This is a genomic window from Burkholderia sp. AW33-5 (genome assembly GCF_053427615.1).
Genome location: NZ_JBSAXA010000003.1, coordinates 212,279 through 226,565, shown reverse-complemented (window position 1 = coordinate 226,565; position 14,287 = coordinate 212,279). Strand labels below are relative to the sequence as shown.

12 protein-coding genes are annotated in these 14,287 nt (G+C 69.1%); 7 read left to right on the top strand and 5 right to left on the bottom strand.

The features are described from left to right. Positions 1-15 precede the first annotated feature (15 nt). Entirely contained in the window at positions 16-1,149 is a 1,134-nt protein-coding gene (locus ACV22V_RS07740; RefSeq protein WP_448013433.1) for a transporter substrate-binding and LysM peptidoglycan-binding domain-containing protein, read from the top strand. Between the two features lie 93 nt (positions 1,150-1,242). Here ACV22V_RS07740 and ACV22V_RS07735 read toward each other — a convergent pair whose 3' ends face one another. After that, the gene (locus ACV22V_RS07735) at positions 1,243-2,331 is read right to left on the bottom strand and encodes a calcium:proton antiporter (protein WP_059533841.1); all 1,089 of its coding nucleotides are present in this window, start codon (positions 2,329-2,331) and stop codon (positions 1,243-1,245) included. Positions 2,332-2,875: 544 nt separating this feature from the next. Between ACV22V_RS07735 and ACV22V_RS07730 the strand changes: the two genes are divergently transcribed. From ACV22V_RS07730 to ACV22V_RS07715, 4 genes are all read left to right on the top strand, one after another. Further along, on the top strand, positions 2,876-4,429 hold the full coding sequence (locus tag ACV22V_RS07730) for a 3-hydroxyacyl-CoA dehydrogenase (protein WP_448013432.1): 1,554 nt from the start codon (positions 2,876-2,878) through the stop codon (positions 4,427-4,429). A 59-nt stretch (positions 4,430-4,488) separates the two neighbouring features. Next, complete coding sequence (gene paaK / locus ACV22V_RS07725) at positions 4,489-5,811, top strand: phenylacetate--CoA ligase PaaK (RefSeq protein ID WP_059533837.1); 1,323 nt, start codon at positions 4,489-4,491, stop codon at positions 5,809-5,811. A gap of 40 nt (positions 5,812-5,851) precedes the next feature. Beyond that, on the top strand, positions 5,852-6,652 hold the full coding sequence (locus ACV22V_RS07720) for an enoyl-CoA hydratase-related protein (RefSeq protein WP_059533835.1): 801 nt from the start codon (positions 5,852-5,854) through the stop codon (positions 6,650-6,652). Between the two features lie 121 nt (positions 6,653-6,773). Further along, positions 6,774-7,448, top strand: a complete 675-nt coding sequence (locus ACV22V_RS07715; protein ID WP_059533833.1) for a MarC family protein — start codon at positions 6,774-6,776, stop codon at positions 7,446-7,448. Positions 7,449-7,642: 194 nt separating this feature from the next. Here the strand turns inward: ACV22V_RS07715 and ACV22V_RS07710 are convergent, their stop codons facing one another. From ACV22V_RS07710 to ACV22V_RS07700, 3 genes are all read right to left on the bottom strand, one after another. Further along, positions 7,643-8,509, bottom strand: coding sequence for a CPBP family intramembrane glutamic endopeptidase (locus tag ACV22V_RS07710; protein WP_448013431.1), 867 nt, complete (start codon positions 8,507-8,509; stop codon positions 7,643-7,645). Positions 8,510-8,581: 72 nt separating this feature from the next. Then, positions 8,582-9,238, bottom strand: coding sequence for a VC0807 family protein (locus ACV22V_RS07705; RefSeq protein ID WP_059691270.1), 657 nt, complete (start codon positions 9,236-9,238; stop codon positions 8,582-8,584). A gap of 142 nt (positions 9,239-9,380) precedes the next feature. Next, the gene (locus ACV22V_RS07700) at positions 9,381-10,445 is read right to left on the bottom strand and encodes a 2,3-butanediol dehydrogenase (protein WP_059607288.1); all 1,065 of its coding nucleotides are present in this window, start codon (positions 10,443-10,445) and stop codon (positions 9,381-9,383) included. A 480-nt stretch (positions 10,446-10,925) separates the two neighbouring features. On the opposite strand from ACV22V_RS07700, the gene ACV22V_RS07695 reads away from it, so the two are divergent. Next, complete coding sequence (locus tag ACV22V_RS07695; RefSeq protein ID WP_448013673.1) at positions 10,926-11,408, top strand: DUF3331 domain-containing protein; 483 nt, start codon at positions 10,926-10,928, stop codon at positions 11,406-11,408. A gap of 23 nt (positions 11,409-11,431) precedes the next feature. On the opposite strand, the gene ACV22V_RS07690 is transcribed toward ACV22V_RS07695, so the two are convergent. Beyond that, positions 11,432-12,631 carry a GNAT family N-acetyltransferase gene (locus tag ACV22V_RS07690; protein WP_448013430.1) on the bottom strand — a complete coding sequence of 400 codons (1,200 nt, stop codon included), beginning with the start codon at positions 12,629-12,631 and terminating at the stop codon, positions 11,432-11,434. 161 nt (positions 12,632-12,792) lie between these two features. Here ACV22V_RS07690 and pdxR point away from each other — a divergent pair, with 161 nt between their 5' ends. Continuing rightward, positions 12,793-14,265 carry a MocR-like pyridoxine biosynthesis transcription factor PdxR gene (pdxR, locus tag ACV22V_RS07685; RefSeq protein ID WP_448013429.1) on the top strand — a complete coding sequence of 491 codons (1,473 nt, stop codon included), beginning with the start codon at positions 12,793-12,795 and terminating at the stop codon, positions 14,263-14,265. The last annotated feature ends 22 nt before the right edge of the window (positions 14,266-14,287 follow it).

The following is a 14,287-nucleotide window of genomic DNA, read 5'->3' as shown; positions in this document are numbered from 1 at the left end:
CGCAGGCACGCAACCATGAAAAAACTTCTCGGTGCAGTCGTGTTTCTGGTGGTGCTCGTCGGCGTATGGATCGTCCACCAGGGCGGCCTGTCGACACTGATTCCCGCGCACGATGCGGCGCCCGGCGCGACGTCCGCGCAGGCGGGCGGCGCAGGCCAGCCCGCGCAGCCGTCGACGTCGGGCAACGTGCTGCCGGCCGGCTTCACGCCGCAGGCGAGCACGCTGAAATCGATCGCCGAAAACGGCGTCGTGCGAGTCTCGGTGCAGAACCCGAGCGAGCCGTTCTTCGGCGAAGACAAGGGCGCGCCGCACGGCTTCAACGTCGAATTCGCGCGGCTGCTGTTCTCGGATCCGTCGTTCTCGCACGGCGGCAAGCCGGTCGTCGTCGATACGCGTCACGAAGTCGACACGTACCCGGGCGTGCCCAAGCAACTGCTCGACACCGATGCGAAGGGCAACCATGTCGTCGACGTCGCGATGGACGGGCTGACGTTCCCGGACAACACGCCGGCGGGCGTCGTCTACTCGGTGCCGTACGTCGACGATTTCGGCTATTCGCTGATCGTGCGGCAAGGCTCCGCGATCCGCTCGGCCGACGATCTGGCCGGCAAGACGGTCGGCATCCTGAAGGGCGACCCGGACGTGCGTGCCTTCGTCACGCGCCAGTATCCGAACGTCCGGTTCGTCGAGGTCGACGATTCCGACCCGGCGTTCATCGCGAAGAGCCTCGACGGCCATGCGGTCGACGCGTTCATCTACGACTATCCGTTCGCGGTCAGCTCGATCAAGGGCACCGACCTGAAGTTCGCGGTGACCAAGCTCGACGGCTCGAACATCGCGTACAAGATCGGCGTGCGTGCCGACGACCAGGACCTGCTGATCTACCTGAACGCCGCGATCGCGAAGCTCAAGCAGTCGCCGCAGTATCTGGACCTGCTGCGCAAGTACTTCGTCAGCGACCAGGCGATGACGACCGCGGCCGCGTCGGGCGAAAAGACGTACGTGGTGAAGGCGGGCGACACGCTGAACATGATCGCGGCGAGCAAGCTGGGCAGCGGCCAGCGCTATCGCGAGATCCAGCGCCGCAATAACCTCGCGAACCCGAACCTGATCCTGGCTGGCCAGCATCTCGTGATTCCGGCCCGATAGGCGCGGCGTGAAGCGAAGAAGGTGAAGCGGGGAAGATGAAGCACGGCGCGCGGCACGGCGAATCGTTTTCGCCGTGCCGCGCGCCGTTTTGCGTCAGTGCGTGATCGACAGGAACAGGTAAGCCGCGAACAGCGACAAATGCACGACACCGTGCAGCACCGTCGTGCGTCCCTGGCTGAGCGTCAGCGTGCTGACCAGCAGCGTCAGCGACAGCAGCACGGTTTCCATCGCGCCGATGCCGAGCGTGAGCGGCTGGCCGACCCAGATGAACACGGCCGCGACGGTCGGAATCGTGAGCCCGATGCTCGCGAGCGCCGAGCCGAGTGCGAGGTTCATGCTGGTCTGCAAACGATTCGCACGGGCGGCGGTGACGGCCGCGAGCCCTTCGGGCAGCAGCACGAGCGCGGCGATCACGATGCCGACCGCCGCTTCCGGCGCGCCGAGTTTCATCACCGCATGCTCGACGGCCGGCGACAGCAGCTTCGCGAGCAGCACGACCGCGACGAGGCTCGCGAACAGCAGCACGAGGCTGATCAGCGCGGTACGGCTGCTCGGCGGCGCTGCATGCACCGATTCGTTCGCGCTGTCATGCTCGGTGAGGAAGTAGTCGCGGTGGCGTACGGTCTGCACGAATACGAATGCGCCATACAGCACGAGCGACGCAACGCCGGCGAACGCAAGCTGCGATTTCGAAAAGAACGGGCCCGGCGCGGCGTTCAGGTAGTTCGGCATCACGAGCGACAGCACCGACAGCGACGCGAGCACCGCGAGCGCCTTGCTGGCGCCGCGTCCCTGGAAATCCTGTTCGCCGTGCTTCCACGCACCGACCAGCAGGCAGAGGCCGACGATGCCGTTGCAGATGATCATGACGGCGGCGAACACGGTGTCGCGCGCGAGGCCCGATTTCTCGGGGCCCGCGCCGAGCATCACCGACACGATCAGCGCGACTTCGATGACGGTCACGGCGACCGCGAGCACGAGCGTGCCGAACGGCTCGCCGACGCGGTGCGCGACGACTTCGGCATGGTGGACGGCGGCGAACACGGCGCCGGCGAGCGCGGCGGCGAACACGGCGATGACGAGGCCTTCGGCCGGCACGACGCGCGACAGCGCGAGTACCAGCCATGCGGCAAGCGGGGCCCAGAGGGTCCAGCGCGGGAGCTGGTTGGACGAGAGCGGCATGGACGGTTTCCTATGCGGGTGGCGGCGCGACGCGCCGTCACGGGTTGACGAAGCCCGGCCGGATGATCCGCCGAACGAGGACGATGAAGCTGATGCACGGCAGCACGGAACGGCGCTGCCTCGGGTTCGCCGCCGTGAGGCGACGAGGGGCGCGGGCGGGCCGAGGCCCGTCGCTGGATGAAACGGTTCGATGCGACCGAGTGCCGAAGGCGGGACGCTTGCACCTGACGACAGACGTTCCGGCGGGACTGAACCGACCCCGAAAGGGCGCGGACGATGGACGGCAACGGCGTGACACGCGGTTTCCCCCTGAAATCCGGCGAATTGTCGAATTTTATCAGGCGTTCGGGGGCCACTATCTCATATTTGGACGCTTTCATTGACCTTTCGGTTTACAAAAAGTGCCCCAATCGTTCGATTTTTTGAGTTCTACAGTTTCCGTAACGGTCTCTTGCACGACAAATTCGGGCTCGCTCTGACATAAATCTACCGACCGGTCGGTTTATAATCGCTCGCACTTCCACTTCATGACGGATCGCAAGCGATGGCTGTTTCTTCTGCACATTCGGTGAATTCGGGCGCGCTGGCGCAATCGGCGGTCGTCGGCGTGATCGGCGCAGGCGCAATGGGCGCGGGCATCGCGCAGGTTGCCGCGGCGGCCGGCCATGCGGTGCTGCTGTACGACCTGAACGAAGCCGCGTGCGACAAGGCGCTGGCCGGCATCCGCGCGCAGTTCGCGCGGCTCGCGGAGAAGGGCCGTCTCGAGCCGGCGCAAGCGGAGGCGGCCGGCAACCGGATTCGCGCGGTGCGCGCGCTGGCCGAGTTCGCCGGCGCGGCGCTGATCGTCGAGGCGGCGGCCGAGCGGCTCGACGTGAAGCGCGAGATCTTCGCGACGCTCGAGCGTCACGTCGACGATCGCTGCGTGCTGGCGACCAACACGTCGTCGATCTCGATCACGTCGATCGCGGCCGGACTGCGCGCGCCGCAGCGCGTGGCCGGCCTGCATTTCTTCAATCCGGCGCCGCTGATGGCGCTCGTCGAGGTGGTCAGCGGGCTCGCGACCGCGCCGGAAGTCGCGCGGGCGCTGTACGACACGGCCGTCGCGTGGGGCAAGCGGCCGGTGCTGGCGAAGTCGACGCCGGGCTTCATCGTGAACCGCGTCGCGCGGCCGTATTACGCGGAGGCGCTGCGCGTGCTGAACGAGCAGGGCGGCACGCCGGCCTCGATCGATGCCGTGATGCGCGAAGCCGGCGGCTTCCGGATGGGGCCGTTCGAGCTGATGGACCTGATCGGCCACGACGTGAACTTCGCGGTGACCGAGTCGGTGTTTCGCGCTTACTTCAATGACCCGCGCTACACGCCGTCGCTGATCCAGCAGGAACTCGTGAACGCAGGCTTCCTCGGACGCAAGTCGGGCCGTGGCTTCTATTCCTATGCCGACGGCGCGACGCCGCCCGCGCCCGAACTCGAAGCGCAGCGCGATGCGCCGGCCGACGTCGCGCTGTTCGCGCAGGACGGCCCGGCCGCCGCGCTGCATGCACGCTTCGCCGAACGCATCGCGGGCGCGCGGCAGAGCGGCGCGCATGCCGACGAACTGCTGGCCGTGGCCGGCCGCGCGTCGATTGCGCTGACCGACGGCCGCACCGCGACCGTGCGCGCCGCGCAAACGGGCGTGGCCGACCTCGTGCTCGTCGATCTCGCGCGCGATTACGCGCAGGCCGGGCTCGTCGCGCTGACGCGCGCGCTCCAGTGCAGCGACGACGCCTATGCGGATGCGGTGGGCCTGTTCCAGCAAGCGGGCTTTCGCGTCGTCGGCATCGCGGACGTGCCGGGCATGGTCGCGATGCGCACCGTCGCGATGCTCGCGAACGAGGCGGCCGACACGGTGAACCAGGGCGTGTGCTCCCCCGCCGATCTCGATCTCGCGATGGAGAAGGGCGTGAACTACCCGTGCGGCCCGCTCGCGTGGGCCGATGCCATCGGCATCGGCCGCGTGCATCGCGTGCTGTCGAACCTCGCGGCGGGCTACGGCGAGGACCGCTATCGCGTGTCGCCGCGCATCGCCGCGCTGCAGGCGGCCGGCCGCACGTTCCGCTAGCCGCCGGCAGCCGCACCCCGATCACGATAACGACATCACTCCATTGGAGGAGCACCCCGATGACTCACCCGACGCATCCCGCCGCCGCCCTCGAGCCGATCGAGACCGCCAGCCGCGACGAACTGCAGGCGCTGCAGCTCGAGCGCCTCAGGTGGTCGCTGCGCCACGCGTACGACAACGTCCCGCACTATCGCCGCACGTTCGACGCGGCCGGCGTGCATCCGGACGACCTGAAGACGCTCGCCGACCTCGCGAAATTCCCGTTCTCGACCAAGAACGACCTGCGCGACAACTATCCGTTCGGGCTGTTCGCGGTGCCGCGCGAGCAGGTCGTGCGCGTGCATGCGTCGAGCGGCACGACCGGCAAGCCGACGGTGGTCGGCTACACGGCGCGCGACATCGATACCTGGGCGAACGTGACCGCGCGCTCGATCCGCGCGGCCGGCGGCCGTCCGGGCGACACGCTGCACAACGCGTTCGGCTACGGGCTCTTCACGGGCGGCCTCGGGATTCACTACGGCGCGGAGCGGCTCGGCTGCATGGTCGTGCCGATGTCGGGCGGCCAGACCGAGAAGCAGGTGCAGCTGATTCGCGATTTCGAGCCGAAGATCATCCTCGTCACGCCGTCGTACATGCTGAACCTGATCGACGAGATGGTGCGGCAGGGCATGGACCCGGCCGAGTCGTCGCTGAAGATCGGCATCTTCGGCGCGGAGCCGTGGACGCAGGCGCTGCGCGAGGAGGTGGAGACGCGCGTGGGCATCGACGCGCTCGACATCTACGGGCTGTCGGAAGTGATGGGCCCGGGCGTCGCGTGCGAATGCGTGGAGACGAAGGACGGCCCGGTGATCTGGGAAGACCATTTCTATCCGGAGATCATCGATCCCGTGACCGGCGAAGTGCTGCCGGACGGCAGCGAGGGCGAACTCGTGTTCACGTCGCTGACGAAGGAAGCGATGCCGGTGATCCGCTACCGCACGCGCGACCTCACCGCGCTGCTGCCGCCGACCGCGCGCGCGATGCGCCGGCTCGCGAAGATCACGGGCCGCTCCGACGACATGCTGATCGTGCGCGGGGTGAACGTGTTCCCGAGCCAGATCGAGGAAATCGTCGTCGCGCAGACGAAGCTGTCGGGCCAGTTCCAGATCACGATCTCGCGCGACGGCCACATGGACCGGCTCGATCTCGCGGTCGAGCTGCGCTCCGAGGCTGCCGCGTGCGTGACCGACGGCGACCGCGCGGCGATCGCGCGCGAGCTGCAGCACCGGATCAAGACGATGGTCGGCGTGTCGGCGGGCGTGACGGTGCTCGGCGCGGGCGGCATTCCCGCGAGCGCGACCGGCAAGGCCCGGCGCGTGATCGACCGCCGGCAGGCCGCCTGAGTTTCGCCGTTCCCTGTTCTACCCCGAGGAAACCTGTGCGATGGATGGATTGAAGACCCTGGCCGTCGCCGTCGATGCGCGCGGCATCGCGACCGTCGCGCTGCAGCGCGGCGACGTGCTCAACGCGTTCGACGAGACGATGATCGCCGAGCTGACCGACGCGTTCACGACGCTCGGCGGGCGCGACGACGTGCGCGCGATCGTGCTGCGCTCGGACGGCCGCGCGTTCTGCGCGGGCGCCGACCTGCAGTGGATGCAGCGCGCGAGCGCGAACGACGCGGCCGCGAATTTGCGCGACGCCGAGCGGTTCGCCGCGATGATGCGGGCGATCCGGCAGTGCCCGAAGCCGACGGTCGCGCGCGTGCAGGGCCACGCGTTCGGCGGCGGCGTCGGCCTGTGCGCGGCGTGCGACATCGTGATCGCGAGCGATCACGCGCGCTTCTCGGTCAGCGAGGCCCGTTTCGGGATCCTGCCGTCGGTGATCGGCCCGTATCTGGTCGAGGCGGTCGGCCAGCGCCAGGCGCGCCGGCTCGCGCTGACCGCGACGCAGATCGCGGCCGGCGAGGCCGTCGCGATCGGGCTGATCCACCAGGCCGTGCCGCCCGACTCACTCGACGCGGCGCTCGACAAGACGCTCGCCGAACTGAGCCGCAATGGCCCGAACGCGCTGATGGAGATCAAGCGCTTTTTCGACGCGATCGGCGAGTATCCGCCGTCGGACGAACGCGCGGCGTTCACCGCACAGACGATCTCCCGCGTGCGTGCGACGCCGGAAGCGAAGGAGGGCTTCGCCGCGTTCTTCGCTAAGCGGCCGCCGGCGTGGGAGCCGGTCGCCGAATAAGGGCGTCGCGCGGCCCGTCGGGCCCGGGGGCGCGATTTGCGTCGCGGGCGCGGGCGCTTGCTCTACAATGCGTGACCCCCGGCGCGCCGCCGGCCCAGCCCCGACCGTTTCCTCGCTTCCGATGATCGTCAATCGCCTTATCTCCGAGATCCTGTTCGGCTTCACCGGCCTGATCGGCATCATCAATCCGATCGGCATCGCGTTCCTGTTTCTCGAACGCACCGAGGCGCTGACCGAAGACGAGCGGAACCTGCTGGCGAAGAAGGTGGCGTTCAACGCGTTCATCGTGTTGCTGGTCGCGTTCTTCGCCGGCACGCCGGTGCTGCATTTCTTCGGGATTTCGATGGAAGCGCTGCGGATCGGCGGCGGCTTCGCGGTCGCCGTCGCGGGCTGGCAGATGCTGAACGAGCCTGACGGCCCGGCGGGCGGCGGCGATACGCCGATCAAGCCGATCAATGCGAACGCGATTATGACCCGCGCGTTCTTCCCGCTGACCGTGCCGCTGACGGTCGGCCCCGGCTCGATCGCCACCGCGATCGCGCTGAATGCGAACCGCACGCACAAGCTGTCGGAATTCATGCTGTCGAGCATCGTGTCGATCGCGGTTTCCGCGCTCGTCGCGGTCGTGATCTGGCTGACCTACAGCCGTGCCGCGCTGTTGTCGCGTTATCTCGGCACCGAAGGCACCAAGGTCGCGAAGCGCGTGTCGGCGTTCCTGCTGCTGTGCATCGGCGTGCAGATCATGCTGACCGGCTTCTCCGAATTCCTGCAGCCGCTCGCCGACCAGATCAAGTAACGCCGTTTGTCGTTCGACGCGCAACCCGGAACCGAGACGCATCCGGGCTGCGGGGGCGGCGTTCGTCCGTCCAGCCTTGGCCGGTAGCGCGCGAGTGCACCGATACGCGTTTGCGCGCCGCGGGATACCATGCGACGTCCGGCGGATGCATGCCGCGGCGTTCGTGCCCGCCGCCGCACCGCCGCGCAAGGCGTTCAGCGCGCGGCGGCGAGCATCGGGTAGGTGAACAGCCCGAAGTGGATCGCGTTCAGCCCCGCATGCGCGAGCGCGGACGCGAGCAGCCCGCCGCGCCGCCAGGCAAGGCCATAGCCGATGCCGGCGACCGTACCGAGCACGATCCAGGGCCAGCCGCCGGCCGCGTGCGCGGCGCCGAACAGCACCGCGCCGATCGCAAGTGCGGCCCATGGCCCCCAGCCGAACCGGCCGAGCACGCGCGTGAGTCCACCCTGCACGTAACCGCGGAACAGCGCTTCCTCCGCGAGCGTGACGAGCAGTACGTTGTTGACGAGCCACATCCAGCCCGACGCCGGCCATTTCGGCGCCCAGCCGACCATCCCGAAGGCGAGTGCGCCAGCCAGGCAGGCCGCCGCCGTCGCGACGGCCGCCACGGCGCCGGTGCGCAGCGCGCGTGCCGGCGGGACGTCCGGCGCGATCCACGGCAGCGCCCACAGCAGCCACAGACCGACGAGCGGCTTGTCGAAATTCAGGTACATCGTGAACGGCACGGCATCCGGCGTGAAACGCGTCGGTTCGATCACGCGCGGATTGTGGAAGCCGGGGATCAGATGCAGGCTCAGCGCGATCGCGAGCGCGGCAAACACGACGTGCGCGCCGATCCGCACCGCGACCGGACGGCCCGGCGCGACGCCCCAGGCGGCGGCCACGAGCAGCGCGAGCGGCGCGAGCACGATCGGCTCCAGCTTGCCGAACGCCAGCGCAGCGGCATAGCCGAGCGCGGCAAGGGCGATGCTCAGGCCGTGCAGCGGGCGCTGCCACGCGAATGCGGCGGCCGCGAACAGCGCGAGCCAGATCGTGGCACACGGGAGAAGCGAGAGAGACATGGGGCGATGCAGGGTCGGACGAAACGCCGCGCATCATACCCTAGCGGCCGTGACATGCCGCGGGGCGGGCGCTCAGCGGCCGGCGATTTCGGTGATGCCATCGCGGCCAGGGATGTCGACGCGGTTGCGCTCGCGCATTCGCCGCCGGTACCAGAAGGTCCACAGCAGCAGCGTGCCGAACACCGTGTAGCCCATGATCGGCGACACGACGAGCACGCGCTCGACGGGCCAGGTGACGACCATCCACAGGCGCAGCAGCATCTCGAGCGTCATGCACGCGCCCCACACGAAGGTCATCAGCCGCAGCATCTGGCGCAGCCCCGGCTGCTCGGCCCAGACCGTCTCGAAACGCGCGGCGCCGCCGGCCATCTCGCGGGCCACCGTCGCGCGCGCGAGATAGAAAATCAGCGGACGATCGCGGAACAACGACAGCAGGAACACGACGCCGATCGTGCCGGACGCGAGCGATTCACGCATCAGCAGCGTGCGCGCGCTGCCGCCGAGCGCCATGCCGGCGATCGACAGCGCGATGCCGAGCAGCACGATGGCGGCCACCGCATCGATGCGGCGGGAGCGGATGAATTCGACGATGGACCAGACGATGGGCGGAATCGCCGACGCATACAGCGCGCCGGTTTCGCCGAAATACGGATGTGCCGCCCGGTATGCGACCCAGGGCAGCAGCAGGTTGACGACGAGTTCGAGGATCAGGCCGGCTCGTGGTTTCACGGAAGCGGGCGCGCGGGCGGCGCGCGGGGCGGTGATGTCGCTTCGAGTATATCGAAGTCCGACCCCGCGCGCCCGCGCCCGTGCCGTTGTGCGCGCACCGAAAACGGGCGGGAACATGTGCCGGTTGGCCGGCCCCGGTTCGTCAGGCGGTCGCGGGCTGGACGATGATCTTCACGTTCCGGTCCTTGTGGTTGACCAGTTCCTCGAAGCCGTGCGTGACGATGTCGCCGAGGTTGATGCGTCCGGTGATCAGCGGCTGCACGTCGATGCGGCCGTCCGCGATGAAGCGGATCACGTCCGCGAATTCGCCGTTGTACGCGAGCGAGCCGATCACTTCCTTCTCGGTCGACACGATGTCGAAGAAGTTGAACGAGGTCGGCTCCTCGAAGATGCCGACCATCACCGACTTGCCGGCCTTGCGGATCACGTCGATCGCGAGCTGCGCGGTGGCCGTGTGGCCGATGCACTCGAACGACACGTCGGCACCGTAGCCGCCCGTCAGCGCCTTGACTTCCGCGATCGCGTCGGACGCCTTCGGATCGATCACGACCGTCGCGCCGACTTCCAGCGCCTTCTGCTTGCGCGCGGCCGACATTTCCAGCGCGATCACGCGTCCGGCGCCCGCGGCCTTCGCGCACATGATCGTGCAGAGGCCGATCGTGCCGGCACCGACCACGACGACGGTCTGGCCGACGATGTTGCCGGCCTTCTTCACCGCATGCAGCCCGACGGCGAGCGGCTCGATCAGCGCGCCGGCTTCGGTCGGGAAGTCGTCGGGCAGCTTGTACAGCAGTTCGGCCGGCACGTTGACGAATTCGGCGAACGCGCCGTTGTTCATCAGCCCGGTGAACGCGAGGTTTTCGCAGATGTTGTACAGCCCGTGCCGGCAATACCAGCAGGTGCCGCAATGCTGGCACGCGTCGGCCGTCACGCGCTCGCCGACCGCGAAGCCCGTCACGCCGGCGCCGAGCGCCGCGATTTCGCCGCTGAATTCGTGGCCGAGGATGCACTGGCCCTTCAGGCCCGTCAGCGGGTGCGGCGCGTCGACGGGGATGAACACGGGTCCGGCGACGTACTCGTGCAGGTCGGAGCCGCAGATCCCGCACCAGTGCACGCGGATCTGGACCCAGCCGGCCGGCGGATGCGCCGGAACGGGAACCTCCTCGACGCGGATGTCGTTGCGGCCGTGCCAGACGGCGGCCTTCATGCTGGGAGCGGTGTTCGGTGCCGGTGTACTCACGTTGTTGTCTCCGTCAGGTTGTCGTCGGACGCGCGGCAAGGGAGCCGGCGCGTCCGTCGCGCGATTGCGCGAGCGACCGACATGCAGGAACGGGGCCAGCCCGAATCGGCGGTCGGGTGGCGACGGAGCGGGAGGGGCGGTGTGCGGTGCAGCATCCGGTTTTGCGGCGAGATCAGGGCGTGCAGAGCGAATCGCACGTGAAACGTGCTGCGCTTGCGATGGGCTGGGACGGGTGAGACGCCGGGACATTCGTCTCAGCCGATTGAGACGAAACGCGAGACGCTGCCGCCGCCGTCGGGCAACCCATTGTGCCGATCGGCGAAACGCACCGTTGCGCGCGCCACCTCTTTACTTAAAGTTAACTTCAATTTGTATCATCTGCGGCAATGTCCGATCGCGTGCGTGCGCGGCGCGGCTCGTTTCAATCTTCACGGAATGTTGTCCAGCATGCCAAACCTCATCGAAAGCCTGATCTGCGAGTACGTGTCGTACCACATGCTGGTAGCCGACGAGCGGGACGCGATGTCGTTGCCGGCAGAGGTCGGGATGGCCCGGCAGTCGGAGCGCGCCGATCGCGCGCCGTTTCCGGAGCCTGTCGCGCCTGGCGTTTCACCGTTGCGGCCGCAACTGTTCGTGTCGATTCTGGAGGCTGGCGACGACGGCTTGCTGGTGCGCTGGAGCGAAAGCGGGCGCTGCCATTACGGCGAGCAACGCTGGCGCTTGCGCGTCGCGTTGCAGCCGGGCCGCTGCGCGATCTCGGGGCAGGCGATCGAGCCGGGCGAACCGGTGTACCGGCCGGTGCGGCGGCCGGTGCCCGTCAACGGCGACGAGATGATCCACCCCGCGTCGGTGCCGCCTGCGGCCGGCGCCGCGTGTCACGTTGCACCAGCCTGCGGCGAGGCGACGGATCCGGTCGACGCCCTGGGCTGAGCGCGACCGGTCGCACCCGCGCGTTACTTGAGATCCTTCCGGTACTGAATGAACCCCGCGTTGGTCGCGAGCTTGTCGTACAGCGCGCGTGCCGTCGTATTGGTTTCGTGCGTGAGCCAGTACACGCGGCTTGCGCCGGCTTCGCGGGCCCGCTCGTACACGGCTTCGATCAACGCACCGCCCGCGCCTTGTCCGCGGGCGTCGGCCGCCGTGAACAGGTCCTGCAGATAACAGTACGGCCCTTCGGTCCAGCATGAGCGGTGATAGATCGCGTGCACGATGCCGACCAACGTGCCTGACGCGTCGAAGGCGCCGAGCGCGAACATCGGTTCGGCGGGGTCCATCAGGCGCGCCCACGTCGTCGCGAACACGGCGTCGCTCAGCGCGGTCTCGTAGAACCTCTGGTAACCCTGCCACAGCGGGCGCCATGCGGCTTCGTCGGCGGCGACGAGCGGGCGGACCGTGACGCGCGTCGCATCGTTCGCGCGGCCGGCTGCGTCGCGCGCACGAGCCCGCGCGTGGCGGATCGCAACGAGCGACTCGCGCTGCGCACCGTTGGCGTCGAAGTTCTCCGGCGCGAGCCAGGCTTCGAACGCGGCGCGCACGTCTGGCCATTCGCCGTCGACGATCGAGAACCACGCCGTGTCGCGATTGCGGCCCCTGTAGATGATCGCCTGCCGGAACGTGCCTTCGTAACGGAAGCCGAGCCGCGCGGCCGCCTTGCGCGACGGCTCGTTGAGATCGTCGCACTTCCATTCGTAGCGCCGGTAGCCGAGCGTGTCGAACGCATATTTCATCAGCAGGTACTGCGCTTCCGTCGAAATCGGCGTGCGCTTGAGCAGCGGCGAGAACGTGACGGAGCCGACCTCGATCACGCCGTTGGCCGGGTCGATGCGCATCAGCGCGAGCGTGCCGACCGCTCGGTTCGTCGCGCGGTCGATCACCGTGTAGTGCAGCGGATCGGCGCTTGCCGCCGCGCCGCGCGCGTAGTCGCGGTAGCTCGACTCGTCGGTGTACGGCCCGTGCGCGAGATAGGTCCAGTCGCCGCCGTCGGGCGCCTGCGCATACGCGGCGTACAGGTCGGCGGCATGGCGGTCGGCGTCGAGCGGTTCGAGGCGGCAGTAGCGGCCCTCGAGCACGATGCGCTCCGGGCGCGGGCGCGCGGACCAGTCGGGAACGGGGTGGCCGATGGGCTGCTGGAAGTCGTTGGTGAGCGTGGACAAGGTCGATCTCGCTTCGGTTGGCGGCCGGCGACATGCCGGCATGCAGACGATCGTAGTCCCGGCGAGGTACCATGAGAAGCGCCAGACAATGGCAAATTTATGGTGCCACGAACGCGCGACGATGGCGCCATGCACCGACACTTCCACGCCGCGATATCCCGATGACGACTGCCATTCCTTCCGGCGCCGCGCCGCTGCTGCCGCTCGACGCGCCGCTCGCGCGCACGGCCGGCGCTCCTTCCTTGCAGCGGCAGTTGCTGCGCCGTGTGCGCGACGCGATTCTCGGCGGCGCGATGCCGGCCGGCACGCGGCTGCCCGGCACGCGCGCGCTGGCCGAGACGCTCGGCGTGTCGCGCAACACGACGGCGGCCGTCTACGAACAGCTCGTCGCGGAAGGCTTCCTGCAATCCGATCGCCGTGGCACGCGCGTGGTCGGCCTGTCGCGGCCGGCCGCACCGCGTCGGCGGGCCGCGCCGCCGGCCGTCGCGCAGCGGCTTGGCCGGATCCGTCCGAGCCTGATCGGCACCGGCGAATCGGAGGGCTTCCGGCCGGGCGTGCCCGCGCTGTCGCATTTTCCGGTCGATGCGTGGCGGCACGCGATCGACCGCGCGTTGCGCCGCGCCGGCCGCGACCTGCTCGCGTACGGCGACCCGCTCGGCGAGCGCGCCCTGCGCGAGTCGATCGCGCGCCATCTGGCCGTGACGCGCGGCGTGCGCTGCGATCCCGAGCAGATCGTGATCACCGAGGGCGCGCAGGGGGCGATCGCGTTGTGCGCGCAACTGCTGACGAACCCGGGCGACACGGTCTGGGTCGAGGAGCCCGGCTATCGCGGCGCGCGCACCGCGATGCAGGCGGCCGATCTCGACGTCGTGCCGATGCCGGTGGACGCGGAGGGGCTGCGCGCGGAAGACGCGGACTGGCGCGAGCGGCCGCCGCGGCTCGTCTACACCACGCCGTCGAACCAGTTCCCGACCGGCGCGGTGCTGTCGATCTCGCGCCGGCTCGCGCTGATCGACGCCGCACGCCGGCATCGCGCGTGGATCATCGAGGACGACTACGACAGCGAGTTTCGCCACACGGGCGAGCCGATCGGCGCGTTGCACGGGCTCGCGGCCGATTCGCCGGTCGTCTATCTCGGCTCGTTCAGCAAGACCATGTTTCCGGCGTTGCGGATCGGCTTTCTCGTGCTGCCCGACGCGCTGCTGGCCGCGGTGCGGCCGGCGTTGCCGGAGATGCTGCGCGGCGGGACGCGCCACGTGCAGCTCGCGCTCGCCGATTTCATCGAGACGGGGGAATACGGACGGCATCTCGGGCGGATGCGCCGGCTGTATCGCGACCGGCGGCGCTTGCTGCTCGCCGCGCTGGACGACGCGTTCGCCGTGCCGCATCAGGTCGAGGGCGGGCCGTGCGGGCTGCACCTGGCGCTGCGGCTGCCGGCACGCTATCGCGACCGCGCGATCGTCGAGGCGGCGCGCACGCACGGGATCGGGCCGTTTCCGCTGTCGGGGTTTTCGATCCACGCGACGTCGGCGGCCAACGGGCTCGTGCTCGGTTTCGGCAATACGTCGGCCGATGCGTTCGCGCCGATGCTGCGGACGTTGTCGACGATCGCGCATCGGGTCGCGGGAGAGTGAACCGCAGTCGCGTCGCTGCGAA

Coding starts and splice junctions, on each gene's coding strand:
- ACV22V_RS07700 (WP_059607288.1), bottom strand. CDS start 10,445: ATGAAGGCCGCCGTCTGGCACGGCCGCAACGACATCCGCGTCGAGGAG.
- ACV22V_RS07695 (WP_448013673.1), top strand. CDS start 10,926: ATGCCAAACCTCATCGAAAGCCTGATCTGCGAGTACGTGTCGTACCAC.
- ACV22V_RS07735 (WP_059533841.1), bottom strand. CDS start 2,331: ATGCCGCTCTCGTCCAACCAGCTCCCGCGCTGGACCCTCTGGGCCCCG.
- ACV22V_RS07730 (WP_448013432.1), top strand. CDS start 2,876: ATGGCTGTTTCTTCTGCACATTCGGTGAATTCGGGCGCGCTGGCGCAA.
- ACV22V_RS07720 (WP_059533835.1), top strand. CDS start 5,852: ATGGATGGATTGAAGACCCTGGCCGTCGCCGTCGATGCGCGCGGCATC.
- ACV22V_RS07715 (WP_059533833.1), top strand. CDS start 6,774: ATGATCGTCAATCGCCTTATCTCCGAGATCCTGTTCGGCTTCACCGGC.
- paaK (WP_059533837.1), top strand. CDS start 4,489: ATGACTCACCCGACGCATCCCGCCGCCGCCCTCGAGCCGATCGAGACC.
- pdxR (WP_448013429.1), top strand. CDS start 12,793: ATGACGACTGCCATTCCTTCCGGCGCCGCGCCGCTGCTGCCGCTCGAC.
- ACV22V_RS07710 (WP_448013431.1), bottom strand. CDS start 8,509: ATGTCTCTCTCGCTTCTCCCGTGTGCCACGATCTGGCTCGCGCTGTTC.
- ACV22V_RS07740 (WP_448013433.1), top strand. CDS start 16: ATGAAAAAACTTCTCGGTGCAGTCGTGTTTCTGGTGGTGCTCGTCGGC.